Raw genomic sequence first — 25,751 nt, 5'->3', positions numbered from 1 at the left:
TCCCGCCAATCTCCATAGCTCACATTGCCTTCTCCGGATGCGGCGATCCTTCATAGGCGCCCCAGATCGATTGATCGAGATTGATCGTGGCGCCGGTCATCAGGCCGGATTCCTCGGACGACAGGAAAGCGACAGCGCGGGCGACCTCCGCCGGATCGACCAGCCGGCCGAAGGGTTGCGCGGCGGCGGCTTTTGCCAGCCAATCCTCCGCGGCACCATGATATTCGCGTTGAATGCGATCCTCGCCATCGCTCGACATCCAGCCGATATTAAGCGCGTTGACCCTGATGCGGTTTCTAAGCAGCGCGAAGGCCGTATTTCGGGTCAGCGTGTCGAGCGCTCCCTTGGAGGAGCAATAGGCGCTGATGAAGGGCTGGCCGGCCATCGACGACATCGAGGAGATGTTGACGATGGTGCCTTCGATGCCATTGGCGATCATGTCCTTGATCGCGTCCTGCATCAGGAAGAAGGGCGCGCGCACATTGACAGCGAACATCCGGTCGAACAGTTCCGGATCGGTGTCGAGAATGGTGCCGCGATCGGTGATGGCGGCGACATTGACGAGCGCATCGATACGGCCGAATTTCTCAACCGCCGTGGCGATGACCTTGCGGCAATCCTCGACTTCGCCGAGATCAGCCGTCACGAAAGCAACCGGTATTTTGTAGCGGTCCCCGATCTCGCGTGCCTTGGCCTCGCCCTTGGCGGTGCTGCGGCCGCAGATCGTCAGGCCGGCAGCGCCGCGTTCGGCAAAGAGACGCGCGACTTCCGCGCCCAGCCCCTGCGTGCCGCCGGTCACGACGGCGAATTTTCCATCCAGTCGGCTCATCGGATCTCAAGCCTCCTTGCGTGCGGCATGGTCGGCGATCAGCTCGGCGAACCGCCTCGCATCCGTACCGGCATCGATCGCCTCGGCCATGAGCCGGGCCTGGGTCTTCGGCGCAAGACCACCGACCGGCGGATCGCTGTCGAGATTGGTCGGGAAGGCATAGCCCTCGGCCGTCGATGCGATCACGTTGGCGACGTCTATGCGGCTCAGTGTGCCGGCATCGAGAGCGGCGACAAGGGCAGGATAGACCGTCACCGACATGCGGCTGCGGTCGACGCTCTCCATTGCGCGACCGAAGGCTGACGATACCTGTAGGAGGTTTGCCATGCGGTAGATGTCTTTCGAGACATTGTTGCCGGCCCCATGCATGACGGCCGGATTGAAGAAAACGGCATCGCCCTTCTTGAGCGGCAATTGCACGTGATGTTCTGCGAAGTAAGCCTGGAACTCTGGCCGACCGAAAGCGATGTAGCCTTCGAAGAAGGTCTGCGAATAGGGCAGGAACAGCGTCGGCCCGCTTTCGAGCGGCATGTCGCAATGCGCGACCGCCCCCTGCAGCGTCAGCAGCGGCGAAACCGCATGGATATGGCCGGGATAGGCCTGCATTTGCTGCGGCGACATGAAGCCGAGGTGATAGTCACGATGCGGCTTCTGTGCAGTCCCGCCCGGATTGACCCGGTTCATTTGCGCGGTCATCTGGTAGCCGACGCCGAGCCAGGCCTCCGACACCATTGCGATGGCGGTCGAAGCATAATAGCGGGCAAAATTCTCCGGATCCGCCAAGCAGTGTTTCTCCAGCGCATTCCAGATGCGATCATTAGCGCCGGGCTTTGCGAAGTGATCGCCGGCGCCCCTGCCCTTCTCTTTTTCCTCACGAACGATGGCTTCGAATACGGCAGTCGCGCGGTCAACAACTGCTGTATCCGGCATGGCGTTCTTGACCACGATGATGCCTGGGCCTGAGGTGAATGCCTCGACCCACTCGGCCATCAGGGCACGGCGTTCGTCTTCATTCTCCGCGGCATTTCGAACCTTGTCGCCATCATAGATCAGGATGTTTTTCTCGACCTCCGCCGCCAACGGCCAGTCTGCCGGATTGGCGGTCTTTTCGATCAGGGTCTTGAAAGTATCGAAATTGCCGCAATCAGCCGAAAGCCAAACTTTCTGGCTGCGCCGGCAGCTAAGCGTCTGAGCGTCCATGGTGATCTCCTCCCAAAGTGACGTTGGACTTATGGGATTGATCGTAGTCTTGGGCCGGCCTATGAGAAAGGCATAAAACACCTCAAAAACACCTCGGAAAGAACCGCCTTGAAGCCGCCTTTCCCATTGAAAGACATCGCGCTGCAGGCCGGGCTCAGCCTTGCAACAGTCGACCGGGTCATGCATGAACGCGAAGGCGTCCGCGCCGTTACCCGCGCACGGGTCGCGGCGGCAATTGCCGAGCTGGAGCGGCAATATGTGCAATCGGGTTTGGCCGGCCGGCGCCTCGTCATCGATGTCGTCATGGACACGCCGCAGCGCTTCTCCGCAGCTGTCCGCGAAGCCTTCGAAGCGGAATTGCCGGGCATGCGGCCCGCCTCGTTTTCCGCGCGATTTCACGTGGCCGAGACGATGAGCGAGCAGGAGCTTCTATCGATCCTGCGCGCCATCCGCCGGCGCGGCAGCCACGGTGTCGTCCTGAAAGCGGCCTCGACACCCGCCATTGCCGATCTTGCTGGCGAGCTCATGGCGGCAAAGATCCCGGTGATCACGCTAGTGACCGATCTGCCGGAAAATTCCCGTATCGGTTATGTCGGCATGGACAATCGTGTGGCGGGTGCGACCGCCGCCTATCTGCTCGGCCGCATGGCGGGAGAACGGGCAGGCAAAGTGCTGGTGACGCTGTCAAGCAGGCTCTTTACCGGCGAGGACGAGCGTGAGCGCGGATTTCGCGATGTTCTCGCCGAGCGCTTTCCTCATCTTTCGGCCGTCCGGATTTCAGAAGGATTCGGCGTCGACCGCAGGACTGAGCTTCTTGTCCGCGATGCGCTGGAACGCGAGCCGGAAATCCGCGCGGTCTATTCGGCCGGCGGCGGCAATCGCGCCATCTTGAAGGCATTTGCCGAAGCCCGGCGCGAATGCACGGTCTTTGCGGCGCACGATCTCGATCAGGACAATGTCAGGCTGCTTGCCGCCTGCGAGATCACCTTCGTCATCCACCATGATCTCCGTCACGACGCCCGCAGCGCCTGCCAGCTCGTGCTCGCCTATCACCGCATGTTGCCGGCCGATTTCCAGGTGGCGCCGTCGCGGGTCGCGATCGCCACGCCCTTCGAGCCCGCAAATTGAAGCACGTCGCAATTTTGCACGCTCGTCGGCGGCCGTATACGAAAGGAAATGAAGGCTATTCGATCGCCGCGATCTCCAGCTCCTCCTTGCCAAGGCTGACGACATCGCCAACTTTCTTTCCCATCAGCAGCCTTGCAACAGGGGAAACATATGAAATCGATCCTGCCCTGGGATCGGCTTCATCCTCTCCGACGATGCGATATTTCTGCACACGGCCGTCTTCCCGGCTATAGGTCACTGTGCTCCCGAAGACGACAACGTCAGACGAACCGGGAGCCGTGACGACCTCGGCCGTGCGAACCCTTTCCGCGAAATAGCGTGCATCGCGCAACGGGATGGCGGTCTGCCGCCGGCGTTCATTGATATCTTCAATGGCATTTGCCGTGTCATAGGCTTTTCGCGCTTCCTGAAGCTGCAGCTCCAGCGCCTTCAATCCCGCTTCGGTAACAAGATTCGGATGCGAAGAAATAGGCCGATCGGGCAGCACGGTTTCCGCCGCCGCTTCGGCACTTTCTTCCTTCATGAACGCTGTACTCAATTTCAAGCTCCATTTCGACGCTTTGTGCTCTTACGATATCTCCGACGGTATCCCGCCGGCCCCTGAACGGGTCGGCCTGAACAACGAAGACGACTGGCAAATCAGCCTTATACTATAGACCAGACAGCAACCTCGGAGAAATGCAATGGCCGACAGAAAGCTGAGGTCGCCGACAAAGGCGCTGTCCACGCAGCCGGCATCGGAACCGCGCCTGCTTTCCGGCGGCAATCCGCAGATCGCCAAGGGCGATGGCGACGCGCCGGTGCAAGCCTACATCGCCGCCATGCCGGGCTGGAAGAGCGAGATCGGACACCGGATCGATGCGCTCGTCGTCAAGGCAGCCCCCAATGTCCGAAAGGCGATCAAATGGAATTCGCCACTCTATGGCATGGAAGGCGATGGCTGGTTCCTGGGCATCCATTGCTTTACGAAATACGTCAAGGTCGCCTTCTTTCGCGGCGCATCGCTGCATCCGATCCCGCCTGGAGAGTCCAAAAGCGAGGAGACCCGCTATCTCAACATACATGAAGACGACACGCTGGACGAGGAGCAGCTTGCCGATTGGGTGAAGCAAGCGAGCCGGCTGCCCGGTGAGCATATGTAAGTCTCCGCGGACTGCGGGCGCGACGGTACCCCTCCGAACGACAGGCGCAAAATGCGAGATGACCGTTGCAACAGCGGTCAGATCGATTAATCTTCAACCATTCATTAGTGACGGGTGCAAAGTACCACTTTCGCGAGCTTTGCCTATAAATCATCAACTTGGGAGAGATCGATGATCAGCTTCGGTGTTTTGACAACATATATATTGGTGGTGCTCGGTCTGATGGTCATTCCCGGGCCTGCGACGCTACTCACGCTTGCCAGGGCCGTCAGCGGCGGCAAGCGTGCCGGGCTGGCAACCGGCCTTGGCATTGCCGTCGGCGATCTCCTTCATACGATGATGGCAACCTTCGGATTGTCGGCGCTGCTTGCCACATCCGCGCTGGCCTTCGAGATCGTCAAATATGCCGGTGTCATCTATCTGATCTATCTCGGCTTCAAGGCCTTCATCGAAAAGAGCGGCATCATCGACGTATCGACAGCGCAGGCCATCACCCCCATGCGCGCGTTCCGGCAAGGTTTCTTCACCGAAATCCTCAACCCGAAGACGGCCCTTTTCTTCCTGGCATTCCTGCCGCAGTTCATCCATCCCGAAAGCGGCTCCGTCATCGCGCAATTCGCGCTGCTCGGCGCCATCTTCGTCGCCCTCAGCATCGGCGTCACGTCGCTTCTGGCGATCGGCGCCGGATCGTTCGGCGGCTGGCTGCGCCGCAGCCGCACCATCGGACGCTGGCAGGGAAAGGTCATCGGCACAATCTATATGGCCCTCGGCGTGAGGCTTGCCCTGCAGCAGCAGTGATGCGATTTCGTGAACCGGTTAAAGACTATGCCTGATGTCTCGGCATGGGGTCCTCACAATATGGCGAAAGAAGCCGCGCGGGCGCTCATGAGAACGGCCGCGCGAGTGAGCTTCGGACAAGATTACCATCAGCAATGTCCTGCCGGTGGCTGAAATATTGCCTAGCGCGCGCTGATCGGCAGCGACTATATCCAGATCGCCCGATTGACAGCGGCTATGCCATCGCTGCCGAGCAGGCAAAATCCGGCGCCCGAAAGCGCCGGGTTCCCGAGTATCCTCGAGCTTAACGGCGCGATCCGAAAGGACGAAGCGCCATGTGGCGGTTGACATCCTTGTAGAGCAGGTAGCGGAAGGGACCGGGACCGCCGGCATAGCAGGCTTGCGGGCAGAAGGCACGCAGCCACATGAAGTCGCCGGCCTCCACCTCGACCCAATCCTGGTTCAGACGATAGACGGCCTTGCCTTCCAGCACATAGAGGCCATGCTCCATGACATGGGTTTCCGCAAAGGGAATGACGGCGCCGGGCTGCAGGGTGACGATCGTCACATGCATGTCGTGACGCAGGTCGGAGGGATCGACGAAGCGGGTGGTCGCCCAGCCTCCTTCGGTGCCCGGCATGGCCGACGGGGTGATGTCCTTCTCGTTGAGGATAAGCGGCTGCGGATGATCCAGTCCCTCGACAGCCTCATAAGCCTTGCGAATCCAATGGAAGCGGGCATGCGCGCCCGCGCGGTTGTGCAGCGACCACTTCAGCCCTGGAGGCAGGAAGGCATAGCCGCCCGGCTGGAGGACATGCTTGCCGGAAAGCAGGGTCAGTTCGATCTCGCCATCGACGACGAAGAGAACGCCTTCGGCCTCGGCATCCTGTTCCGGCCTGTCGCTGCCGCCACCCGGCGCCACCTCCATGACATATTGCGAAAAGGTCTCGGCGAAGCCCGAAAGCGGCCGGGCGATCACCCAGCAGCGGGTGTCGTTCCAGAAGGGCAGATAGCTGGTGACGATGTCCTGCATCACCCCCTTGGGGATGACGGCATAGGCCTCCGTGAATACCGCCCTCCCCGTCAGGAGATCGCTCTGCGGCGGATGACCGCCAAGGGAAGAATAGTAGTTTCTTTGCATCGTCTGGACCCTTCATTCTCATGGTTTCGCGGAGGCTGCGGCATACGCCTCCGCCATATAGCGGATTACGCCACAAGCGGAAATGCGCGTCACGCGCCCCCGCTTTCTCAAGCAATTTCACGATCTTGTCGTAGCCGCGGCTGCGCGCATGTTGAAGCGGCGTTACGCCATCATTGTCGGCCAGATTGACGTTTGCGCCGGCACCGATCAGCAGTTCGACGATCCGAATATGAGACGGACCCCCGTCACTGAGGATGATCGCCTCCAGCAGGGCCGTCCAGCCGAGCCGGTTGACGTGATCGACATCGACCCCTGCCTTGATCAAGGTATCAACCGTTTCGACATGGCCGCGCTCGGACGCGGGAATGAGCGCCGTGCCGCCATAGCGATTGATGCTTTTGAGATTCGCGCCATGGGCAAGCGTGAGCTTGAGAATGTCGAGATGGCCGCGGGCGCCGGCATAGAGATAGGGGCTGTCCTCAATCTCGTCCTTGGCATTGACATCGGCGCCGGCCTCGATCAGCGCCCGCGCGGCCTCCACCTCGTTGCCATGCGTCGCGACAAGCAGTGCCGTCGCACCGCTTGCGTCCCGCGCCTCGATGGCAGCGCCGTTGACGAGCAGTTCCCGGATGGCGGCGACGTCGCCCGCTGCGGCCGCCTCGTGTAATCGAAGATCCATTGTATCGCCGAAGGCAAGGAAAGGGGTGCAGACAGCCGTCAGGAAAAGCCAGGCCGACAGCAGAAATTTCAACATGCCTCATCCCGTTGGTGTTTCTGTCTGAACCTAGCAGGGAACTCAGCTTCGGAAAATCGAATATCCAAGCCGGGACCGCTGAGAAAATGAAAACACTTTCAGGATTTTCCATTGCCATGACCGAGCCATAGCCTCACCGTCTTCCTCGCCAGCCCTTGTCCGCCACCACGACCGAGGGAGGGATGGAGCCAATTTCAAGCCGCACGCAGAAGCCCTGGCCGGTGTCGAGGAATAAAACTCTTCCACCGTGAATCTCGGCCGCCTTCTTAACCAGATTCAGCCCAAGGCCAGCCCCGGAGGAACTGGCATTGATGCGGCGAAACGGCTCAAAGACACGATCGCGCTCCGCCAGCGGTATGCCTGGACCTTCGTCGCAGACATCGATCGTGCCGGCGGCACCGACCCGGACGACGATCGCGCCTTTTCCCCCCGCATGATCGATCGCATTTCGGATCAGGTTGACGACCGCCATCTCGATCGTCGAGGTCTGGATCACGAACACCGCTTCCTCGGCGCTTGGCTCGAAGTCGAAATCGTAGCCCGCGTCCATCGCGATCGGCGCAAGGTCGGCTGCGATGTTCTCGACCACGATATTCAGATCTTTCTTTTCCGCACGCAGCTCGACAGCGCCGATGGCCTGCATTTCCAGCAGTTGATGCGCCACGCGGGAGAGGCGGTCGATATCGTCCCGAAGCTGATGGCTCACCTCGGCCTCGGGGAGAAGATCGGCCCGCGTCCGCGCAATCGCAATCGGCGTTCTCAATTCATGCGCGGCGTCGGCGAGGAAGCGATTATGCCTTTTATACCCTTCATCCAGCTTTGAAAGCGCATGGTTGAACGCGTCCACCAGCGGAATGATCTCGGTCGGCACCTTCGAACGCTCAAGCCGGGCTGAGCGAGTATCGAAATCGATCGCCTGCGCCTGTGTTGCCGTTTCCACGAGGCCGCTCAGCGACCGGCCTACGGCGCGTGGCGTGACGAGCAGCGTTGCGATACCCGTGAGCGCCAGTATGGGAAACACACCGATGACGATGACGAATGCCAAAGCCGGCAAGACCCTGACCCATTGGATTTCGCCATGCGGACCCTTGGCGACCTCGACACGCATGTTGATCCATACATTGAGGCCATCATTGTCAAAGCCTTGTTCGGTGGCCGCCACGATCTGCAGCTTGCCGACGGAAGTCTCCCGGTTCTCGACCGTGGCATGCGCGCCGTTGCCCGCTTCCACCCTCGCCCGGTCGATCGTCCAGGGAAAGCTTTCCTTGAAGGCGGCTGTCGGTATCTTTCCATATTGAAAGAGGATTCCCTTGTCGTCGCGGACGGTGAACCAGAGCTCCGGATAGCGCTGCTTCAGCTCGATGACCTCCTGCGTCTCGGCCACCTGCAGCTGCCCGTCATCGTCCTTTGTAACCTGTTGCGCGACGACGCGGACGGCCTCTTCGTTGGCATCCTCCAGCTCTGGATTGATGATCCACATCCATCCGACGAGAAGAACAAAAAAGAGAACGAGAATGAAGGCCTGCAAGATGATGAGGCGCTTTATCAGTCCCCACCGCAACGACCGGCTGCGTTCTGATTTCATGCTTTGGTCCGGATGAGATAGCCAATGTTTCGAACGGCTCTGATCTCGACCGTGGCTTCGGCCATCAGGAGCTTCTTTCGGATTCGCGAGATGTGCGCGTCCAGGGCATTCGATCCGATTTCGTCCTCCAATGCATAAACCGCCTCGATCAGGTTCGGCCTCGTGACGATACGGTTCGGACGGCGCATCAGCGCCTCCAGCACCAGATATTCGCGTCTGGGAAACTCGACAAGAGACCCGGCAATGGAGATTTCACTGCTTCGCGGATCGACACTGAGATTGCCGAAACTCAGATATCTGTCGGAAAGTGCCGGGCCGCGTCTCTGGAGAGCTCGCAGGCGGGCAAGCAACTCCTCGATGGCGAAAGGCTTGGCAAGATAATCGTCGGCACCACTATCAAGTCCGTCCACACGATGGTCGACAGTGCCGAGAGCGGTCAGAACGAGGATCGGCACGGGATGCCTGCGTTGACGAAGCGCAGCAACGAGATCCAAACCCTCGCCATCCGGCAGGCGACGATCCAGGACCAGGACATCATAGGTCCCGATGCGGGCCATGGCCTCGGCATCGGCAATCGTGCGGACGTGATCGGCGAGCACATCGCGGCGCCTCAATGCTTCGAGCAGCGCTCGAGCCATCTCGGGCTCATCCTCAAGAAGCAAGATTCGCAATGACGTTTCCCCCAAAGAACGGCGCTTGCCATCCTTCGCCCCAGTGACAGCCGAAGATTGCAGCTACATTACACGCAGATTTACGAAGTGGTACCGCGTTGCGCCGATTGTTGCCGGCAGCGCTGCGGGGACGTGATCAAGGCGCCGGTCGCTAACTTTCCAGCAAGCGCGCCAGCATCCGCCTGATGTGATCCTGGCCGCCAAAGAAAATCGCGGCGACGACAATCGTCCGACGTTCCTCGATCGGCAGAAACCAGACCGCAGCCCCGTCAGGCCGCAGGAAGCGAATGCCGGGAAGGATATTCGATCGCAATGTTCCGATGTGAGGCGTCTCGACCAGCCGATCGATTGCCAGACGAAGCTTGCGAATGCGATCCGCGGCACGCTCCAGAGCTTCCTCGGGCCCATCTCCGAGGTCAAGATAGGCCAGGAACAGATGATCGAAGATCAGCTCGAATTCTCGATCCGCGTCTCTCGAATATTCAAGATTCCACACGAAGAGCGCGCCGCTTCTTTTCGATCATGCTTTCGATCCGCTCTTCCATGTCCGTTACAGAGATCTTCGGCCCATCCACCCGTCGCCGAATGAGCATGCGGAGCGCCTCCGTCTCCGCCGCCTCCGCCTCGGTTTTTTGCCGAAGCAGCTCCAAACCCTGCTGGAGAACGGAGCTCAAGCTGGAATAGCGTCCCGTCTCGACGAGCGAGCGGGCAAATGCATCCTGCTGATCGGTCAACGATATCGACGACTTGACGCTCACTGGCTATCTCCTTCAAGCGTTAAAGTGCGACCCAGTCGCATATATGTCAAGGCGTCGAATCAAGAAGCCCTCAAGCGTTGGGCCTATTGCCGGCGTTTCGCCGTATCGTTGACGCCGCCCAGATCCGGCGCCATCCCATAGCTCATATTCTTCATCTGCTGGATGACGCGCGCCATCTCCTCGTCATCGAGAATGGGAGGCTCGCCGAGCGTCAATGCCTGAACATAAAGACGCGACAGGGTTTCGACCTCGATGGCAAGAGCAAGCGCGGCCGCCGGCGTCTTGCCGAGCGAGATCTGCCCATGCTGACCAAGCAGGCAGGCGAGCCTGTCCTGCAGCGCTTCGATGGCCGCATCCGAAAGCGCCTGGGTGCCGAAGGTGGCGTAGCGCGCGCAGCGGATCGTCGTACCCCCGGCGACACCGGTCATGTAGTGGAAGCTGGGGATGGTCTTGTGGTGCACGGCAAGCGTGGTCGCATAGACCGAGTGGCAGTGGAGGACGCATTCGATATCCTGGCGGGAGGCAAGGATATCGCGATGAAAGCGCCATTCCGACGACGGCCGGCGTTCACCCCCGTAACTGCCGTCAAAATACATCTGCACTAGGTCCTTCGGCTGCATCACATCATAGGGGAGAGATGTCGGCGTGATCAGGAAGCCCTTGGGATTGCGCACGGACATGTTGCCGGCCGTTCCCTGGTTGATGCCGGACGTGTTCATCCGGCGGCAGATCGCCACCATTTCCTCGCGCTGGGCGTTGTCGTCGTAAGTCGTCACGATATTTGCTCCATGGTCTTGATCAGCGCCTGCCAGCGGCGCTGATAGGATGAAAGTTCGGGAAAGTCGGAAGTATCCGGCGCTTCGGCGGCGAGCGGCGCGGGCGAAATGCGCTTTTCATGGGCGGCGAGCATGGCAGCGCCCGTCGCCGTACCGGTCGTGCTGCGGCTCACAAGCACCCGCCGGTCGGGCAAAAGGGCCGCAACAGCGGCGCCATAGAGAGGCTCGACGACAAAATTCCCGTCGAGCACCACTGTTCCCGCCTCAGGCAGATCACGGATGCAGTCTGCGGTCAGCAGCGCCGAATAAAGTACGGCGAGCGTGAAGCGGACGCCCTCATCCTCTGCAAGCGGCCCCTCCAGGCGGCCGCGGTGCGCCGTGCCGGGAAAGAGCCCGTCGTCCGAGCCGAAGGTCGGCAGCGCAAAAGTGCCTGAGGCAACGATCCTCCGCACTGCCTGCATCGAGGCTGGGCCTGAGGCCTTCGCGGCAACGGCGGAAAATTCGCGCCCGCCCATGGTCAGCATGCCGGGCATCGGATTGCCGAACACATCGGCATTGCAGGAATGACCGGGCAACTCGATATCGAAATCAACGCCGAGGCGATCCGTGAGCGCGACGATCCATGTGCCCGTGGAAATGACCATGAAATCGGAGAGATCGGCGGCCTGGTAACGGTAGAAGTTCGCCGAGGAGTCGTGCACGCCGCACAGGATGCGCGTCGTTGCCTTCAGGCCACAGCGTCTGGCAAGCTCCGGCTTCAAGGACCCAAGCGTTTCCCAGGCCCGCCGCATCGGCGGCATCAGTCGCTGCCAGCCACGGCTTGCGACGAGCGCGGCCGGCCAGCCATCGGCCGACGCCCAAAGATGCGACTGCGCCGCCAGGCTCGTAACCTCGCTTGCCAAGACCCCGGACAGGCGGAAAGCCCAATATTGCGGGGTGGCGAGATAGGCGCTGGCAGCCGCGAATGTCTCCGGCCAGTGCATTTCCTGCCAGAGCATTTGTCGCGCGAGATGCGCCGCACCCAACATGATGGCGCTCGCCCTTTCGCGATAGGGACCGACGATCGTCCTGTAGTAGGCGTCGACATCGGCGGGTATGGGCTGCTCGTAGTCGATCATCGGCATTGCCGCACCCTGCCCATCGACCAGCACGCCCCCGGAACCATGCGCGCAGGTGACGATCGCGCCTATGTCATACCGTTTGCCCAATGCTGCCAGGCTGTCGATGAGCCAGGCTTCGAGTTCATCGAGGTCGTGATGGCGATAAGGCAGTCCGTCCTTGACCTTGTTCGGCGTCGATAGCGTCTCCAGCACACGACCGTCGTCGCTTGCCGCCGACAGCTTCACATTCGTCTTGCCGATGTCGAAAACCGCAACGATGCTCATTTCGGACCGAGAAAACGTGTTGGCAGCAGCCCCATGAGATAGGGCCGCGCCGTCTGAACCATGGCGACGAAGATGAGAATGCCGCCCCATATCGCGACCGTCAGATAGTTGCTGAGGCCGAATTGGTTGAAGCCCGAGGATATGACCTGCAGGATCGCGAGCGCCAGCATCAGGCCGCCGGCCGTGCCGAAGCCGCCGAATGGATCGACGCCGCCGAGCACGGCCGCAAGGATCGTCACCAGCAGATAGGATTGCGCATAATCCGCGCTTGCCGAATTGAACGTCGCCAGCATGACCAAGGCGGCGAAGAAGCAGATAAGGCTCGACATGACATAGACACCGACCAGTACCCGCCGCGTGTCGATCGCCGAATAGCGCGCCGCTTCGATATTCGAACCGATCATGGCGCAGGCGACGCCGAAGGCGGTACGCCGCAATATGAGGCTGACGATGACGGCGACGACGATCAGCAGCAGGAAGATCATCGGCACGCCGACAATTGTGGTCGTGCCGATACGGCTGAAGCCGTCAGGTATGCCCGACAGTGCCATGCCGCGCGTGAGATAGATGCTGATGCCGTCGATCAGCGATTTCGTGCCGAGTGTGATCAGGATCGGATGAACGCCGGTATAGGCGATGAGCAGACCGGTAACGAAGCCGATGAGCAGGCACAATGCAAGACCGGCGACAAGCGCCAGAGCAATCACGGCAATTGCCGTCCCGGTGCCGCTATCAGGCGTGATCAGGCTCTGCATGGTGAAAGCCATCAGCAGTGCGCACTGGTTCGTCGTCGCGATGATCGCCAGATTGAGGCCGCCCGTTATCAGTGGGGCCATCATTGCCAAAGACAGAAGTCCGAGCAGCGGTAGCTGGTACATAAAGGACTGCAGCGTGCCGAGCGAAGCGAAGTTCGGAATGAACAGGGAGAAGCCGGTGACCAGAAGGATCAGCAGGACGACGAGCCCGGTATGCGCGCCTGGAACGCCCGCCCGCACGCGCGCCATCAGGTCCGCGAGGCTGCTGTTGAGATTATAGAGAAGCGGATGCTCAGCCATTGGACGACGCTCCGGCGATGATGCGGTGGCGGCGGCCCGGACGCGAGCTGATCACGGTGATCGAGGTCGAGACCAGAATGGTAATACCGATGACGATCTGGAAGAAATAGGAGGAAACGCCGAGCAGGTTGAGCCCGTTCTGCAGGACGGCCAGCAGCACGATGCCGAGCAGCACGCCGGGCACGGTGCCGATGCCGCCCGTCAGGCTGGCGCCGCCGAGCACCGCGGCGGACAATACCGCAAGTTCGGTATTGTACATGGCATTGGGCACGCTTTCGCCTACCCGGTGCGCCTGCAGCAGGCCGGCGATCGCCGCCATCAGTCCGAGATAGCCATAGGCGACGAATTGCAGGCGGCCGATATTCATGCCGATGCGCCGCGCGGCCTCGCCATTGCCGCCCATGGCATAAAGCTGACGCCCGACCGAAGACCGTGTCATCCACGCCCAGGTGAACAGCGTCACCACCACCATGGCGACGATCGGCAGCGTCACGCGGACGATATCGCCCGATGCCGTCTCCATGCGCCAGAACACGATGCGGTTCGTCCACCAATCCGGCAATGTGTAGATCGATTTGCCGCCGGAGAAATACATCAGCAATGAGAAGCTGGCGCTCATCATGGCGATCGTGGCGATGATTGACGTGATGCGCACGTAGTGGACCAGCAGCGCATTCAGGCAGCCGAGGCCGATGCCGATCGCCAAGCCGCAGACGATGACGGCGGGCGCGGAAAATCCGAACTGCGTTGCCAGTAATGCCGCGCAATACTGCGCTACTGAAGCAGTTGCCGCGAAGGAGATGTCGATACCGCCCGAAACCAGCACGACGAAAAGGCCCATCGCCATGATCGCCTGCACCGAATAGGTTTCGAGCAGATCGATGATATTGGCGAGGGTCAGAAAGTCTCGCGCCGTCAGAGAGAAAACGAGCACCACCACAGCGATGACGGCCAGCAGCCATGTTTCCGGGCGACGTTTCAATTGCGCGACGAAGGATGATCCGACCGTCTTGCCGTGCTCATGCATAGATACGCTCCTTCATATCGGCCTCACTGACGTTCCCGGGCACCGCTTCGCCGACGATGCGTCCGGCGCGCATGTGCAGGATGCGGTCGCAGGTCGCAAACAGCTCGGACACCTCATCGGAGATGAGGATGATGGCGACGCCCTGTCGTGCGAGATCGGCCACCACGTCGTAGATCCCTTGCTTGTTCTTGATATCGACGCCAACGGTCGGGGAATCGAGGATCAGAACCTTCGGCCGCGTTGCGAGCCATTTTGCCAAAACGACACGCTGCTGATTGCCGCCCGAAAGCGTCTGTACGGCACGATCGGCCGATGGGACCTTGATGGCGAGCCGCTTTACCCAATCTTCGGCAAGCTGCCTGCGCGTCCTGTCGGGAATAAGCCCCAGCTGGTTTGCCATGCCCCTCATGACCGCAAGCATGATGTTGTCGCCGATCGACTGCTGCAGGATGACGCCGAGGCTCAGCCGATCCTCGGAGACATAGGCGATGCCGGCGCACACCGCGTCACGATTGGAGCGAAGCGTAAGCTGCCGGCCCTCGAGGTAGATGCTGCCGCTTTCGGCACGATGCATGCCGAACAGCGTCAGGGCGAGCTCGGTGCGGCCCGATCCCAGCAATCCGGAAATGCCAAGCACCTCGCCGCGGCGCAGAGTGAAATCAATATCGGCGAACTCGCCGCGGCGCGACAGACCACTGACTTCCAGAACGGGCTGAGCTTCGCCCATGTCGCGAGCGACGATTGAGTGATCGATATCGAGCCCGGTCATCAGATGCGCGATCTTCTTCTCGCTCATCTGATCGGCAGGCCAGGTTCCGACCTTGCGGCCATCGCGCATCACGGTGACGCGTTCGGCGATCTCGACCACCTCGTCGAGCCGGTGGGAGACAAAGACGACAGCAATGCCATCCGCCTTGAGCCGTCCGACAATATCGAGCAGACGGTCGACTTCCGCGCGCGTCAGCGATGCCGTCGGCTCATCCATGAAGATCAGCCGCGCCTCGGCAGCAAGGCCGCGCGCGATGGCAACGATTTGGCGCTCAGCCACCGAGAGATCGGACACCACGAGATCGAGATCGAGCGCAAAGCCGAGCCTTGCCAGCACGACGCTGGCCTTCTCACGCATCCGTTTCCAGTTGACCGGCTTTACAAGCCGGTCGAGATGGCTCTCGACGGCGATGTTTTCGACAACGGACAGGTTGGGAAAGAGGGACAGGTCCTGAAAGATCACCTGGATTCCCAAAGCCTTGGCGCCGGCCGGATCCAGCGGCAGAACCGGCTTGCCTTCAATCTCGACCATGCCTGCCGTGGGCGGATGCACGCCGGCCACGGTCTTGATAAGTGTCGACTTGCCGCAGCCGTTTTCACCGACAAGGCAATGGATTTCGCCGGGCCGAACATCCCAGTCGACCTCTTCTAATGCGCGCACGCCGCCGAACCGCTTGGACAGCCCGGTCAATCGCAGAAAGGGGATATCATCGCTCATCGATCCACTCCGATTGAGGTGGGTCGGCCGGCGGCGGCATCTACGCCAACCGCCGGCCCTCGGGAGGAACAGCCAGAGCTTTTCCGCTTTTCTTCGAATCGCGGAAAAGCTCTATCCTCTTGGTTCCTTACGCATTCCGGACGGAAAACCGCTGCGCACTTTTCCTGGAAATGCTTTAGAGACCAAGCGCTACGAGCCGGTCGATATTTTCCTTATCGAGCGACTCCAGCTTCTGGGCCTGGATGAGCTTCTTGTCCGGATAGACGCGAACCTTGCCAACGCCGGTCAGCTCCATATTGTCGGTCGGCTCCTTGCCGGCGGCCAGCAGAGAGGCGAGCTGGACGAAGATCTCGCCTGCCGTCATCGGATTCCAGATGAAGCCGCCGCGGATCGTGCCGGACTTCACGTATTTGACGCCCTGCCCCGGCGAGAAGCCGCCGACCAGCACGATCGACTTCGCCTTTTCGCGATCGTCGAGAACACGCGCCGCACCGATCGGCCCCTGCGAGCCGAACGTCAGGATACCCTTGAGATCCGGGTGAGCGCGCAGTTGATCCTGCGTGGTTTTGATACTTTCATCCAGGCTCTCGGCCACGCCGAAGCGATCGCCGAGCATCTCCATCTTCGGATATTTCTGCTTCTGGTAGGCGATCGCCGCATCCGCCCAGGCATTGTGCAGCGGAACCGTTAGAGAACCGACATAGACGATGTATTTGCCTTCCTCGCCCATCTGCTTGGCGAGCAGGTCCATATGAGCCTGGCCATAGCCTTCGATGGTCGTCAGTTCGAAGTCCCAATCCGCTTCCTTCTGGCTTGGGCCTTCATGGGCCAGCACCTTGATGCCGGCAGCCCGCGCACGGCCGAGAACGGGATCGAGCGCTGCGGAATCATTCGGTACGATGCCGATGACGGCGACCTTGCGGGCAATCAGATCCTCGATGGCACGCACCTGCTGCGCGGCATCCGCCTGTGTCGGCCCAACCATCCAGGCATTCGCCTTGAATTCCGGTGCGGCCTTCTTGATGCCGACGTCCATGGCGTTGAACCAGGGAATGCCGCCGATCTTGACGACGACGCCGACCTGCGGCTCGGCCGCCTGTGCGACGCCGATCGTAGCGCCAAGCGTACCGGCAACGACAGCGCCGCCTATTCCGGTGAGTATGGTTCGTCTTGTAATTTCCATTTTTTTCCTCCCAGTTTCACGTTACCCGCCTCCTCAAGCGGGCTCCGCGGCGTCGAACCGCGGATCTCGACGGCGCAGCGCAGGCGCCGTGTAACCGGTTTTCCGGCAGAGCCGGTCATGCGCCGCAAGAGCAGCGCCCAGGCCTGTTCGGCCATTTCCTCAATGGGCTGGCGCACGGCCGTGATGCCGGGCGCGACCAGCTGCATCCATTCCATATCGTCGAAGCTCGCAAAGGCGAGGTCCTCGGGCACGGAAAGCCCGATCTCCGCCATGGTGCGATAGGTCAGAAGCGTCGTGCCGTGGTCGAGCGAAAACAGCGCGCCCGGCAGCGGACGACGGCGAAGCCGCTCTTCGAGACGCTGCGCGCCATTGGCATCATCAATGCCGATCTCCAGCATTTCGACATGCATGCGCTTGACTGCCGCCCGCACGCCCTCCCAGCGTTCGCGCACATTGCTGATCGAAAGGCTGCTGCCGACAACCATGCAATCACGATAGCCCTGTCCATCGAGATGTGCGGCGATCGCGCCGGCGGCCGGACCGTTATCGACCGCAATCAAATCGAACCCGGCTGCATCCGGTATGCGGTCAGCAAGGACGACCGGCGCGAAAAAGCCGGTCGGCAGGCGTTCGGCAAAGGCGCCGTCGCAGGGAATGACGATCAGACCCGCCGGACGCCAGGCGCGGATCTTGCGCAGGCGATCGGCCTCTTCCTCGGCATCGTTGCGTGCTGACACGACAACCAGATCGTAATCGTCGAGGCGCGCCAGATGCTCCAATGTGGAGACGAAGGAGGCAAACATCGGATTGGTGAGATCCGGCACGACGACGCCGACAAGCTGCGTCTTGCGCGAACGCAACCGCGAGGCGCCGAGATCGACGACGTAGCCGAGCTCGCGCACGGCATCATTCACGCGCCTGGCAAAATCGGCGGAGACCGTCGGCTTGCCGTTCAGAACATTCGAAACGGTCGCCACCGAGACGCCCGCCCTCTCGGCTACCATCTTGATGGAGGGAGTTCGCGATTTCGACACTTTGCCCTCCTCCACTAACAATCTCCGATTGATATTACGAAAACTCTGGTGAAACGTTTTATTGTAAGCTAAACCTGTATAGACGCGGTGTCAACGCGACCAATTCAAGTATAAAACGATTCATGTCTTTCGCATTGCAGCAATTTCCTTTGCACCCACGAAACCGGGAGGACGATCATGAACAAGCTAGGAGTTCACGCGCTGGTCTGGGAGGCCGGCTGGAGCCGCGACGAATGCGCCCGCGCAATCGCAAAGAGCGCCGAGGTAGGCTATGATTTCATCGAGGCGCCGGCGCTCGATCCCAGTCTGATCGATCCCGAATTCACACGCCGCCAGCTGGAAAAGAGTGGTATCGGCATCAATTTCTCGCTCGGCCTCGATTTCGACAGCGACATTTCAAGCGGCGACAAGGAGAAGGGGCGGCGCGGCAAGGAAAAGCTGGAACAGGCAATCGCCGTCTGCCGCGATTGCGGCGGCGAATATATCGGCGGCATCCTGCATTCGGCCTTCGGTAAATATACCGAGCCGACGACCGCCGCGGGCGTCGCGCAATCGGTCGACATTCTGCGCGAGGTGGCCGAGACGGCGGCAAAAAGCAACATCACGCTCGTTCTGGAAGTGGTCAACCGCTACGAATCCAATGTCCTCAATACGGCCGCCCAAGGCGTGGAAATGTGCAAGCGCATCGCCATGCCGAATGTGAAGGTGCACCTGGACGTCTACCACATGAACATCGAGGAATCGGATATTCCGGCCGCCATTCTCGAAACCGGCGATCATCTCGGCTACTTCCACACCGGCGATTCCCATCGCGGCTATATAGGCTCGGGCACGATCGATCTCACCGGCGTGTTCAGGGCTCTTGTCCGCTCCGGCTATAAGGGACCCATCACCTTCGAATCTTTCTCCTCCCGCGTCGTCGGTCAGCCGCTCGAAGGCATTCTCGGCATCTGGCGCAACCTCTGGGATGATGGCCGTGACCTTGCCGAACATGCCCTGATGTATACGAAGGCGCAGCTCAAGGCCGCTCAGGAGGCCCAGCGTCAAAGCCAGCAGCGCAGCCGCCTTCCGTGATGGCTAAGAACGCCCACAATCCCTTCTCTTCAAGGGGGGGAAGGGATTGCGCGGCAAAGATTTTATCTCACATACGATTGCCCCGTCGCCTTTCGGGGAGCCGCTTATTCAGGCCGAAACCCCTTTGCTTTGCAGGGGTGATTGATGAACCACGATCCGCGCGTGATAGGGGATGCGCTCGTAGAGGTCTATGACATCCTGGTTGACCAGGCGAACGCAGCCTGATGACGCTGCCTTGCCGATCGAGCGCCATTCCGGCGAGCCATGCAGACGATAGAGCGTATCCTTGCCGTTCTGGAAGATATAGAGCGCGCGGGCACCCAGAGGATTTTTGATACCCGGGTCCATGCCGCCATTGGCAACCGAATATTTCGCAAGTTCCGGTTTGCGGGCGATCATGTCGCCCGGCGGTTTCCAGCGCGGCCAATGCTGCCGCCAATGAATGATCCCCTCGCCTTCCCAGGCGAAGCCGTCGCGGCCGATGCCGACGCCATATCGCATGGCAGTGCCGCCGCGTTCCACGACATAGAGAAATCTCGACGCCGTATCCACGACGACCGTGCCGGCCGGCTCTCCGGTCGGATCAGGAACGCGCTGCCGGTAAAATTTCGGATCCAGCTTTTGATAAGGTATCGCCGGAATGACATGGCCGCCATCAGCCAGCGAGGCATAGCGAGCCTCGAGTTCCGGATCCGGCGCGATCGTGCTCTCAGCCTGCGAAGCGACGGGAACGACGGGCGGCATGCGAGCCGGCGCGGCGATCGGCGTCGGAACCGGGGCCGTCGTGGCACACCCCGCAAGCGATGCGGTGGCGGAGATGGATCCGAGTATGAAAGCTCGTCGTGAAAGAGTCTTTTCGTTCTTGGCTGAGCGCATTTCGGTCCTGATATTCCTCGCGAATTGGTGCCACCCTTTCAGGCAATGAAAACTAAAAGGGAAGCATGTCTAATCATCCTATGGCGATAACCCCATAGCCAATTGCGATCTGTGATGGCAAGTCCGCCGACACGATGACCATACGGCTCGCATTTTCGGGACTGGACCTGACCTCACATCGAACCGTCGCGGGGGACGATCTCGTGTTTGCCGATGCCGGCTGGCGTCAATCCGCGCGATACGGTAACGCCAGCTGCCACATCGAAAGCTGTTCTCAGAGGTTCCGGGAAGACTCCGTACCGGATTGATTTTGCTGACGGGGCTTGCGCTCGTCATGCACGGTCAGATCCCGTCGCGCCCGCGCGCTCGCGGCTTCGATCGGCTGCGCCTTCCCCTGCTCTGCGATAGCTGTCCGCGCCCGCTCGATATCGACCATGTAGTCACGTGCCAACGGCAGAGCAGAGATATTTTTGGTCAGCTGTAATTGCCAGTTCATATGACCCATGCGGAGGAAGGCAAGCTCGGATCCGATCAGATAGAATTCGAACATCCGACAGAACCGCTCGTCATAGAGCTTGGCCAGGGTGCTCCTGTTTTTCATGAAGCGATCCCGCCATTGCTCGAGAGTCTTGGCATAATGGAGACGAAGGATTTCGATGTCGGTCGTCCAGAGCCCGGTTTTCTCGACCACGGACAGGACTTCGGAGACCGCCGGCGAGTAACCGCCTGGAAAGATATATTTTGCGATCCAGGGATTCGTGCTGCCCGGCCCGTCAGCCCGGCCGATCGCATGGATCAGCGCAACGCCATCCTCCTTGAGCACGGCGCGGATCTTGTCGAAGAAGGTCCGGTAGTGATTGATGCCGACATGCTCGAACATGCCGACGGAGACGATGCGGTCGACGGGCCGCGTCCAAGACCGGTAGTCCAGCAGCTCGAACGTCACCATATGCTCGAGACCGGCGTCCTTCGCACGCGCTTTTGCCGCCAGCAGTTGCTCTTCCGAAAGAGTGAGGCCTGTTACCCGCGCTCCGAATTCTCGGGCCAGATAAAGCGCCATGCCACCCCAACCACAGCCGATATCCAGAACCTCGAGGCCTGGACGATCGAGCATGAGCTTCGATGCGATATGCCGCTTCTTCTTGAGCTGCGCCTCCTCGAGCGTCTCATCGCCGACAGGGAAATAGGCGCAGGAATATTGCCGGTCGTCGTCCAGCATCAGCGAATAGAGCCGCGCATCGAGATCGTAGTGATGGGCAACATTGCGCTTCGAGCGTCCGGCGAAATTCAACTGGTCGAGATGCCGGCGCAGCCAGCGAACCTTGTCCATGACCTTGCTGAAGGGATGGGTGCCGCCCCCCTCCATATTCAGGACGAGCAAGTCCATCATTTGAAAGAGATCTCCATCGCCCGGCTCGACTTCGTCGTCCATATAGGCCTCGCCGAGCGCCAGGGCAGGATTGAAGAAGAGGCGACGCTTTGCGCGGGCGGTTTTTATTTTCATCGTTGCACGCGGTTCCGATCCCGTACCGAAATCGCGCGTGGAACCATCGGGAAAAATGACCGTGAGTGTTCCGATTTTGATCAAGCTGGAAAGAGCTGCTTCTAGGAACATGAAAACTACCTGTTTATCGTTTCCTTGCGGGCGGCTCCGCGGCCCGAGGGCGGCCGAGAAACCCGAGACGGTATTTCAATGCGGAAAGCGTACTACCTAATCTGGTAGAATAGCCAGATCATTTGCGACATCAAGGTTGCGTAGACTTGATTGTGATAATGCCCACGCGGTTGTATCGCCATCGTCGCCAAGATCGACGCGATGACGAATTCAGGACCTTCGGTTCGCATCTGCAAAAGCATCGCCTCTGCGTGGGACTAACGTATTCCCGGAAAGGCGTTCAGCGGCTTTCCTGCCGAAATTTTCGTAAAAACAATGGAATGGATCGGCCCTGAGAGGCCATGAAACACGCCAGCCTCGTCAGCGAACGAGACTGGAGCATGATGAAACCAGCCGCTCTAATGGCCGTTTCTATCCGAATGGAAGCAGACGAGCCTGCCGCTCTTCCATCGAACGGAACGCCTACCAGCAGGTAAAGCCGGCATCGACATTGACAATGGTGCCCGTCATCAGGCTTGCGGCGCTCGATGCGAGAAAGAGGACAGCGCTGGCGACTTCCTCAGGCGCGCCCATCCGTCCCATCGGCGTGTCGGCAAGCCAGATCGGAATGCGATCGCGATTGGCCTCGACCGCCATGACCATCGGCGTCTCGATATAGGTCGGGGCGACGGCATTAACCCTGACGCCGTGCTCAGCCCATTCGGCCGCCATCGAACGCGTGAGATGATGGACCGCAGCCTTGGACACATTATACGGCGTCTGCGGCTGCGGCCGGTTGCAGATGATTCCGGACATCGAGCCGAGATTGACGATGGCGCCACGCTTCATCGCAACCATGTGACGGCCGAAGGAACGCGAGCACCAGAACACGCCGTTGATGTTCACATCCATCATGCGCAGCCAATCGGCATCCGTGACGTCCTGCGACGGGATGCCGCTCTGGCCGATCCCCGCATTGTTCACCAGGATCGTCGCGGCGCGGCCGCCATCGGCAAGCTCCGTGGCGATCGCTTCCATGCGCGCGGAGTCGGTGACATCGCCGATCCGCAGGTCGATGTCGTAACCCTTCTCCCGCAAGGCGAGCGCCTCTCGGGCGTCGGCCTCGGCGCGCTCGATGACGACGATGGCCGCCCCGGCCTCGGCCAGCGCCTCCACGCAGCAAAGACCGATCGCACGGCCACCACCGGTGACCACCGCCCGCTCGCCGTCAAGGCGAAATTTCTTCTGGTAGCTCATGATGCAGCTCCTCAGATGTCGAAAGCGCTTGGCAGGACCACGACGTCGCGGATCGTGACGTTGCGCGGACGCGTCAGCATGAACATGATCGCATCGGCCACTTCCTTGGGTTCGATCAGAGCGCCGGCCTCCTTGGCCTTGCGCAGGTTTTCTTCCGGCCAATCGGCGAGCAAGGCGCTGATCACGGGGCCTGGAGACACCGAACCGACGCGGATTCCGCTCTTCAGAAGCTGACGCCGCATCGTTTGTACGAAGCATGTCATCGCCCATTTCGATGGCGAATAGACAGGCTCCCAAGGCACCGGCGAATGGCCCGCGACCGAGCTGGTGATGATGATGTCGCCGGTTTCCCGCTCGATCATATGCGGCGCCACGGTCCGGACATTCTTGATGACGACATTGACGTTCAGGTTGAGCATCCGGTCGATGGCATCGAGATTGGCTTCCACCAGGTCACCGCCGATATAGGTGCCGGCATTGGCATGCAGGATATCGAGATGATCGACCTTGGCGAGGATGCCATCCAATAGCGAGGCGCATTGTTCAGTATCCAGCAGGTCCATGGCGAGCGGGATAGCCCTCTCTCCCAGGCGCTCGCAAACCGACCTCAATGCCTTCTCGTCACGATCGACGAGAACGACCGTCGCTCCGGCCGCGATCATGGCCTCCGTGGATGCCAATCCGATCCCGGATGCCGCACCGGTCACCGCAGCCACTTTTCCCTTCAATTCGTCCATTCTCTCCTCCTTGGATTAAACTTCTATCGTTTCCCTGTACCGCAGGCGGCGTGGTAGTCCGCAAGGCTGCAGGTAACCCGCCAGATCAGGACCTCCTCTGGGTCCAGCGGCGCATCGGCGAAATGTCGCGCGGCAGGCATGTGCTGCCAGAACAGCGGCAGCGGTATGGTCTGTCCACGCAGAGCATCACATAGTTTCTCGACGGCGGACTGGGCGTCCGCCGAAGCCCAGTAGTAGCGGATGCGGTCGGACAGCGAATAATGCCGCAGCCACCGCTGCTCACCTTCGGTCCCGTGATAGTGCTGGCTCCAATTCTTCGGATGAGCCAGCATCAATGCTTCGATTGCGGCATGGAGCGGCCGCTCGCCATAATCGGGCAAGAGATCGGAAGCGATCAGATCCAGCCCGTAGAGGGCCTCACGCAGCACGAAAGTCAGTTCGGGACCGACCTTCAGGATGGGAAATCCATCCTCCACGAGAGCCGACAGCGGCGCAGTACCCTGGTAGTCGGTCGAGTGGGCTTCGAAAACGAATTGCGGCTCGTCGGTCAGTACCGACTTCAGCTCGGCTATCTTGCTGCGGTCGTAGACAATGACATTGTGATTGCCGAACTCGACGCCGGGCTGGACGACCAATCCGATGGCACGTCCAAACGCCTCGTGCAAACCCGCTTCGTCAAACACGCGACGATGGACATCGATCGTCTTGCGAGCCGCCGAGGCGGCCGTCGGCTCGATGGCCGTTAAAGCATGATCGGCGCCGCCCGGCGGCGGGACCTCCGTGCCGATCACATAGAGGGGCATGGCACCGCCGCTCCTCCGTGCCGAAGCTTCAGCCACATCAGCAAGGCGTGCCGCGCGATGGGCAGTGGTTTCGTCGTCGAGCGCCGCAGGCTCGCCCTTGCAGCCCATCGAGGCGTCGAGATGGATCTTTCGGAACCCGGCATCGACATAGGCGGCGACCATTTTCTCCGCCTCGGCCATGGCTTCTTCGGCAGGGCGATCCCGCCATGGATTTGGGCCAAGATGATCGCCACCCAGAACGATGAGCTGTTCCGGGCAGTCCTCCTCCTTGGCGATCCGCTGGACAAGGGCGGCGAAGTCGCCCGGCGTCATGCCTGTATAACCGCCCAGATGATTGACCTGGTTGCAGGTCGCCTCGATCAGCACGGTGCTCGCATGCACTCGTCCGTGCCGGAGCGCAGCTCTAAGCACAAGCGGGTGCGCGGAGCAGACAGAGGTGATGCCCTTCGGCCGGCCTTCGGCTCTCAGCATTGCCAGTTGATTGAGATGGACCTGCATCAGGAGTGCCTCGCGGTGGTGGCTATGAACGCATCGAGTTCCGCGCGGGTGCCGGCACCTTCCATCGGGCCGACGACGGTGACATTGCGAGCGCCGGCAGCCGCCGCATAGGTCAGGGCATCTTCTGCCGACATGCCCAGGCGGCGGCAGGTGAGATAGGCGCCGCCGAAGCAATCGCCGGCCCCAGTCGGATCGATTTCCTTGACGATAAAGGCCGGAGCATCGATGCGCTCGCTTTTGCAGTTGAAATAGGTCGCCCCATCCGCTCCCCGTTTCAGCACGATCTCCTTGACCCCCATGTCGAACAGGCGGCGGATGGCATTCGCCTCGCCCTCGACCCCGGCCGCCCGCTCCAATTCCTCTCCGGATGGCAGCAGTAGATCGGCAGCGGCGACGAGCCTGGCAAAACGTCGTTCGGTGTCCTCGTCCAGCTTGAGTTCCTTGCGGATGTTCGGATCGACGGAGAGCGTGCCGCCACGAGCCTTGACGATATCGACGGCCTTGTCGATCACCTCGCATGCGCTCGGAACCGACAGCGCCGAGCCCATGACATGCAGATGGCCGCTGCGACCGATGAGATCGCGGACACCTTCGCTCCATCCGAAACGCGCGGCGGCGGACTTGGCGATGTTGTAGACGAAATCGCGGGAGCCATCTCCGCGGTAGCGAACAAAGGCGCTGCCTGTCGGGTAATCCGGATCAATGGATATTGCCGAGATATCGACGCCATCGCGCTTGAGCCTTTCGATATTCACCCGGCCAAAATCGTCGGCACCGACAGCGCCGATCATGGCCGCGCTGCCACCGAGCCGCCCGCATTGCGAAATGAAAATCGCCGGCGCACCGCTGGGGAAAGGCCCGATGAGCGGCTGGGCTTCGACGAACCCATCGCCGACGGTCGTGGCGACGATCTCCACAAGAATTTCCCCGACGCATACCGTGGGGCCGAGCTGGTCAGGAGCCAGTGCTGAAGTCATCGCA

The 25,751-nt window shown here is 60.7% G+C and carries 25 protein-coding genes and 1 pseudogene; 4 read left to right on the top strand and 22 right to left on the bottom strand.

Features of this window, described 5'->3' with window-relative positions; all coding sequences use genetic code 11:
• Window positions 1–19: 19 nt before the first annotated feature.
• Together FP026_RS15095 and FP026_RS15090 are read right to left on the bottom strand one after the other, a co-directional pair.
• Window positions 20–829: an SDR family oxidoreductase gene (locus tag FP026_RS15095; protein ID WP_149635430.1), complete on the bottom strand. Its 810-nt coding sequence runs from the start codon at window positions 827–829 to the stop codon at window positions 20–22.
• Between the two features lie 6 nt (window positions 830–835).
• Window positions 836–2,029, bottom strand: coding sequence for a phytanoyl-CoA dioxygenase family protein (locus FP026_RS15090; RefSeq protein ID WP_149635429.1), 1,194 nt, complete (start codon window positions 2,027–2,029; stop codon window positions 836–838).
• A 108-nt stretch (window positions 2,030–2,137) separates the two neighbouring features.
• Here FP026_RS15090 and FP026_RS15085 point away from each other — a divergent pair, with 108 nt between their 5' ends.
• Entirely contained in the window at window positions 2,138–3,157 is a 1,020-nt protein-coding gene (locus FP026_RS15085; protein WP_149635428.1) for a substrate-binding domain-containing protein, read from the top strand.
• 55 nt (window positions 3,158–3,212) lie between these two features.
• Here the strand turns inward: FP026_RS15085 and greA are convergent, their stop codons facing one another.
• The gene (gene greA / locus FP026_RS15080; RefSeq protein ID WP_149635427.1) at window positions 3,213–3,695 is read right to left on the bottom strand and encodes a transcription elongation factor GreA; all 483 of its coding nucleotides are present in this window, start codon (window positions 3,693–3,695) and stop codon (window positions 3,213–3,215) included.
• Window positions 3,696–3,840: 145 nt separating this feature from the next.
• Between greA and FP026_RS15075 the strand changes: the two genes are divergently transcribed.
• Window positions 3,841–4,299: a DUF1801 domain-containing protein gene (locus FP026_RS15075; RefSeq protein ID WP_149635426.1), complete on the top strand. Its 459-nt coding sequence runs from the start codon at window positions 3,841–3,843 to the stop codon at window positions 4,297–4,299.
• Between the two features lie 171 nt (window positions 4,300–4,470).
• Window positions 4,471–5,097, top strand: a complete 627-nt coding sequence (locus FP026_RS15070) for a LysE family translocator (RefSeq protein ID WP_188112582.1) — start codon at window positions 4,471–4,473, stop codon at window positions 5,095–5,097.
• Between the two features lie 283 nt (window positions 5,098–5,380).
• On the opposite strand, the gene FP026_RS15065 is transcribed toward FP026_RS15070, so the two are convergent.
• The 13 genes and pseudogenes from FP026_RS15065 to FP026_RS15005 all read right to left on the bottom strand — a co-directional run bounded on the left by FP026_RS15065 (window position 5,381) and on the right by FP026_RS15005 (window position 17,931).
• A complete protein-coding gene (locus FP026_RS15065) occupies window positions 5,381–6,217 on the bottom strand; it encodes a bifunctional allantoicase/(S)-ureidoglycine aminohydrolase (RefSeq protein WP_149635425.1) in 837 nt (278 codons plus the stop codon).
• A 91-nt stretch (window positions 6,218–6,308) separates the two neighbouring features.
• Window positions 6,309–6,896, bottom strand: a pseudogene (locus FP026_RS15060) (ankyrin repeat domain-containing protein); the annotation flags it as partial.
• Window positions 6,897–7,104: 208 nt separating this feature from the next.
• Window positions 7,105–8,556 (bottom strand): sensor histidine kinase, encoded by a 1,452-nt coding sequence (locus tag FP026_RS15055; RefSeq protein WP_149635424.1) that lies wholly within the window; start codon window positions 8,554–8,556, stop codon window positions 7,105–7,107.
• Window positions 8,553–9,227 (bottom strand): response regulator transcription factor, encoded by a 675-nt coding sequence (locus FP026_RS15050; RefSeq protein ID WP_149635423.1) that lies wholly within the window; start codon window positions 9,225–9,227, stop codon window positions 8,553–8,555. The genes FP026_RS15055 and FP026_RS15050 overlap by 4 nt, the downstream gene beginning before the upstream one ends.
• A gap of 151 nt (window positions 9,228–9,378) precedes the next feature.
• Window positions 9,379–9,723 (bottom strand): type II toxin-antitoxin system RelE/ParE family toxin, encoded by a 345-nt coding sequence (locus FP026_RS15045; protein ID WP_149635422.1) that lies wholly within the window; start codon window positions 9,721–9,723, stop codon window positions 9,379–9,381.
• The gene (locus FP026_RS15040) at window positions 9,710–9,985 is read right to left on the bottom strand and encodes a ribbon-helix-helix domain-containing protein (RefSeq protein ID WP_149635421.1); all 276 of its coding nucleotides are present in this window, start codon (window positions 9,983–9,985) and stop codon (window positions 9,710–9,712) included. The genes FP026_RS15045 and FP026_RS15040 overlap by 14 nt, the downstream gene beginning before the upstream one ends.
• A gap of 83 nt (window positions 9,986–10,068) precedes the next feature.
• Entirely contained in the window at window positions 10,069–10,725 is a 657-nt protein-coding gene (locus FP026_RS15035) for a class II aldolase/adducin family protein (protein ID WP_149635767.1), read from the bottom strand.
• A gap of 32 nt (window positions 10,726–10,757) precedes the next feature.
• Window positions 10,758–12,146 (bottom strand): FGGY-family carbohydrate kinase, encoded by a 1,389-nt coding sequence (locus FP026_RS15030; RefSeq protein ID WP_149635420.1) that lies wholly within the window; start codon window positions 12,144–12,146, stop codon window positions 10,758–10,760.
• On the bottom strand, window positions 12,143–13,201 hold the full coding sequence (locus tag FP026_RS15025) for an ABC transporter permease (protein WP_149635419.1): 1,059 nt from the start codon (window positions 13,199–13,201) through the stop codon (window positions 12,143–12,145). The genes FP026_RS15030 and FP026_RS15025 overlap by 4 nt, the downstream gene beginning before the upstream one ends.
• The gene (locus FP026_RS15020; protein ID WP_149635418.1) at window positions 13,194–14,228 is read right to left on the bottom strand and encodes an ABC transporter permease; all 1,035 of its coding nucleotides are present in this window, start codon (window positions 14,226–14,228) and stop codon (window positions 13,194–13,196) included. Before FP026_RS15020 ends, FP026_RS15025 begins: the two co-directional genes overlap by 8 nt.
• Window positions 14,221–15,714 (bottom strand): sugar ABC transporter ATP-binding protein, encoded by a 1,494-nt coding sequence (locus FP026_RS15015; RefSeq protein ID WP_149635417.1) that lies wholly within the window; start codon window positions 15,712–15,714, stop codon window positions 14,221–14,223. The genes FP026_RS15020 and FP026_RS15015 overlap by 8 nt, the downstream gene beginning before the upstream one ends.
• Window positions 15,715–15,889: 175 nt before the next feature.
• Window positions 15,890–16,897 carry a substrate-binding domain-containing protein gene (locus FP026_RS15010; protein WP_149635416.1) on the bottom strand — a complete coding sequence of 336 codons (1,008 nt, stop codon included), beginning with the start codon at window positions 16,895–16,897 and terminating at the stop codon, window positions 15,890–15,892.
• Complete coding sequence (locus tag FP026_RS15005) at window positions 16,861–17,931, bottom strand: LacI family DNA-binding transcriptional regulator (RefSeq protein ID WP_246665349.1); 1,071 nt, start codon at window positions 17,929–17,931, stop codon at window positions 16,861–16,863. The genes FP026_RS15010 and FP026_RS15005 overlap by 37 nt, the downstream gene beginning before the upstream one ends.
• Before the next feature lie 177 nt (window positions 17,932–18,108).
• Between FP026_RS15005 and FP026_RS15000 the strand changes: the two genes are divergently transcribed.
• A complete protein-coding gene (locus tag FP026_RS15000) occupies window positions 18,109–19,005 on the top strand; it encodes a sugar phosphate isomerase/epimerase family protein (RefSeq protein WP_149635415.1) in 897 nt (298 codons plus the stop codon).
• A 108-nt stretch (window positions 19,006–19,113) separates the two neighbouring features.
• On the opposite strand, the gene FP026_RS14995 is transcribed toward FP026_RS15000, so the two are convergent.
• From FP026_RS14995 to FP026_RS14970, 6 genes are all read right to left on the bottom strand, one after another.
• A complete protein-coding gene (locus FP026_RS14995; RefSeq protein ID WP_149635414.1) occupies window positions 19,114–19,881 on the bottom strand; it encodes a L,D-transpeptidase in 768 nt (255 codons plus the stop codon).
• 274 nt (window positions 19,882–20,155) lie between these two features.
• The gene (locus FP026_RS14990; RefSeq protein WP_149635413.1) at window positions 20,156–21,496 is read right to left on the bottom strand and encodes an SAM-dependent methyltransferase; all 1,341 of its coding nucleotides are present in this window, start codon (window positions 21,494–21,496) and stop codon (window positions 20,156–20,158) included.
• Window positions 21,497–21,958: 462 nt separating this feature from the next.
• Entirely contained in the window at window positions 21,959–22,732 is a 774-nt protein-coding gene (locus FP026_RS14985; protein WP_149635412.1) for an SDR family NAD(P)-dependent oxidoreductase, read from the bottom strand.
• Between the two features lie 11 nt (window positions 22,733–22,743).
• Window positions 22,744–23,469: an SDR family oxidoreductase gene (locus tag FP026_RS14980; protein ID WP_149635411.1), complete on the bottom strand. Its 726-nt coding sequence runs from the start codon at window positions 23,467–23,469 to the stop codon at window positions 22,744–22,746.
• Between the two features lie 23 nt (window positions 23,470–23,492).
• Window positions 23,493–24,770: a D-tagatose-bisphosphate aldolase, class II, non-catalytic subunit gene (locus FP026_RS14975; protein WP_149635410.1), complete on the bottom strand. Its 1,278-nt coding sequence runs from the start codon at window positions 24,768–24,770 to the stop codon at window positions 23,493–23,495.
• Entirely contained in the window at window positions 24,770–25,747 is a 978-nt protein-coding gene (locus FP026_RS14970; protein WP_149635765.1) for a tagatose kinase, read from the bottom strand. The genes FP026_RS14975 and FP026_RS14970 overlap by 1 nt, the downstream gene beginning before the upstream one ends.
• Between the last annotated feature and the right edge of the window lie 4 nt (window positions 25,748–25,751).

Origin of the sequence: Martinezella tropici (assembly GCF_008370325.1) — a bacterium.
Classification (GTDB): Bacteria; Pseudomonadota; Alphaproteobacteria; order Rhizobiales; family Rhizobiaceae; genus Rhizobium; species Rhizobium tropici_B.
This window is presented reverse-complemented; position numbering and strand designations above follow the sequence as displayed.

Bases quoted from the DNA above. Each gene is read 5' to 3' on its own strand.
- FP026_RS14990 (WP_149635413.1), bottom strand. From the start codon at position 21,496: ATGTTCCTAGAAGCAGCTCTTTCCAGCTTGATCAAAATCGGAACACTC.
- FP026_RS15055 (WP_149635424.1), bottom strand. From the start codon at position 8,556: ATGAAATCAGAACGCAGCCGGTCGTTGCGGTGGGGACTGATAAAGCGC.
- FP026_RS15025 (WP_149635419.1), bottom strand. From the start codon at position 13,201: ATGGCTGAGCATCCGCTTCTCTATAATCTCAACAGCAGCCTCGCGGAC.
- FP026_RS15000 (WP_149635415.1), top strand. From the start codon at position 18,109: ATGAACAAGCTAGGAGTTCACGCGCTGGTCTGGGAGGCCGGCTGGAGC.
- FP026_RS15020 (WP_149635418.1), bottom strand. From the start codon at position 14,228: ATGCATGAGCACGGCAAGACGGTCGGATCATCCTTCGTCGCGCAATTG.
- FP026_RS14995 (WP_149635414.1), bottom strand. From the start codon at position 19,881: ATGCGCTCAGCCAAGAACGAAAAGACTCTTTCACGACGAGCTTTCATA.
- FP026_RS15035 (WP_149635767.1), bottom strand. From the start codon at position 10,725: ATGGTGGCGATCTGCCGCCGGATGAACACGTCCGGCATCAACCAGGGA.
- FP026_RS14970 (WP_149635765.1), bottom strand. From the start codon at position 25,747: ATGACTTCAGCACTGGCTCCTGACCAGCTCGGCCCCACGGTATGCGTC.
- FP026_RS15090 (WP_149635429.1), bottom strand. From the start codon at position 2,029: ATGGACGCTCAGACGCTTAGCTGCCGGCGCAGCCAGAAAGTTTGGCTT.
- FP026_RS15065 (WP_149635425.1), bottom strand. From the start codon at position 6,217: ATGCAAAGAAACTACTATTCTTCCCTTGGCGGTCATCCGCCGCAGAGC.
- FP026_RS15015 (WP_149635417.1), bottom strand. From the start codon at position 15,714: ATGAGCGATGATATCCCCTTTCTGCGATTGACCGGGCTGTCCAAGCGG.
- FP026_RS15030 (WP_149635420.1), bottom strand. From the start codon at position 12,146: ATGAGCATCGTTGCGGTTTTCGACATCGGCAAGACGAATGTGAAGCTG.
- FP026_RS14980 (WP_149635411.1), bottom strand. From the start codon at position 23,469: ATGGACGAATTGAAGGGAAAAGTGGCTGCGGTGACCGGTGCGGCATCC.
- FP026_RS14975 (WP_149635410.1), bottom strand. From the start codon at position 24,770: ATGCAGGTCCATCTCAATCAACTGGCAATGCTGAGAGCCGAAGGCCGG.
- FP026_RS15095 (WP_149635430.1), bottom strand. From the start codon at position 829: ATGAGCCGACTGGATGGAAAATTCGCCGTCGTGACCGGCGGCACGCAG.
- FP026_RS15010 (WP_149635416.1), bottom strand. From the start codon at position 16,897: ATGGAAATTACAAGACGAACCATACTCACCGGAATAGGCGGCGCTGTC.
- FP026_RS15075 (WP_149635426.1), top strand. From the start codon at position 3,841: ATGGCCGACAGAAAGCTGAGGTCGCCGACAAAGGCGCTGTCCACGCAG.
- FP026_RS14985 (WP_149635412.1), bottom strand. From the start codon at position 22,732: ATGAGCTACCAGAAGAAATTTCGCCTTGACGGCGAGCGGGCGGTGGTC.
- FP026_RS15070 (WP_188112582.1), top strand. From the start codon at position 4,471: ATGATCAGCTTCGGTGTTTTGACAACATATATATTGGTGGTGCTCGGT.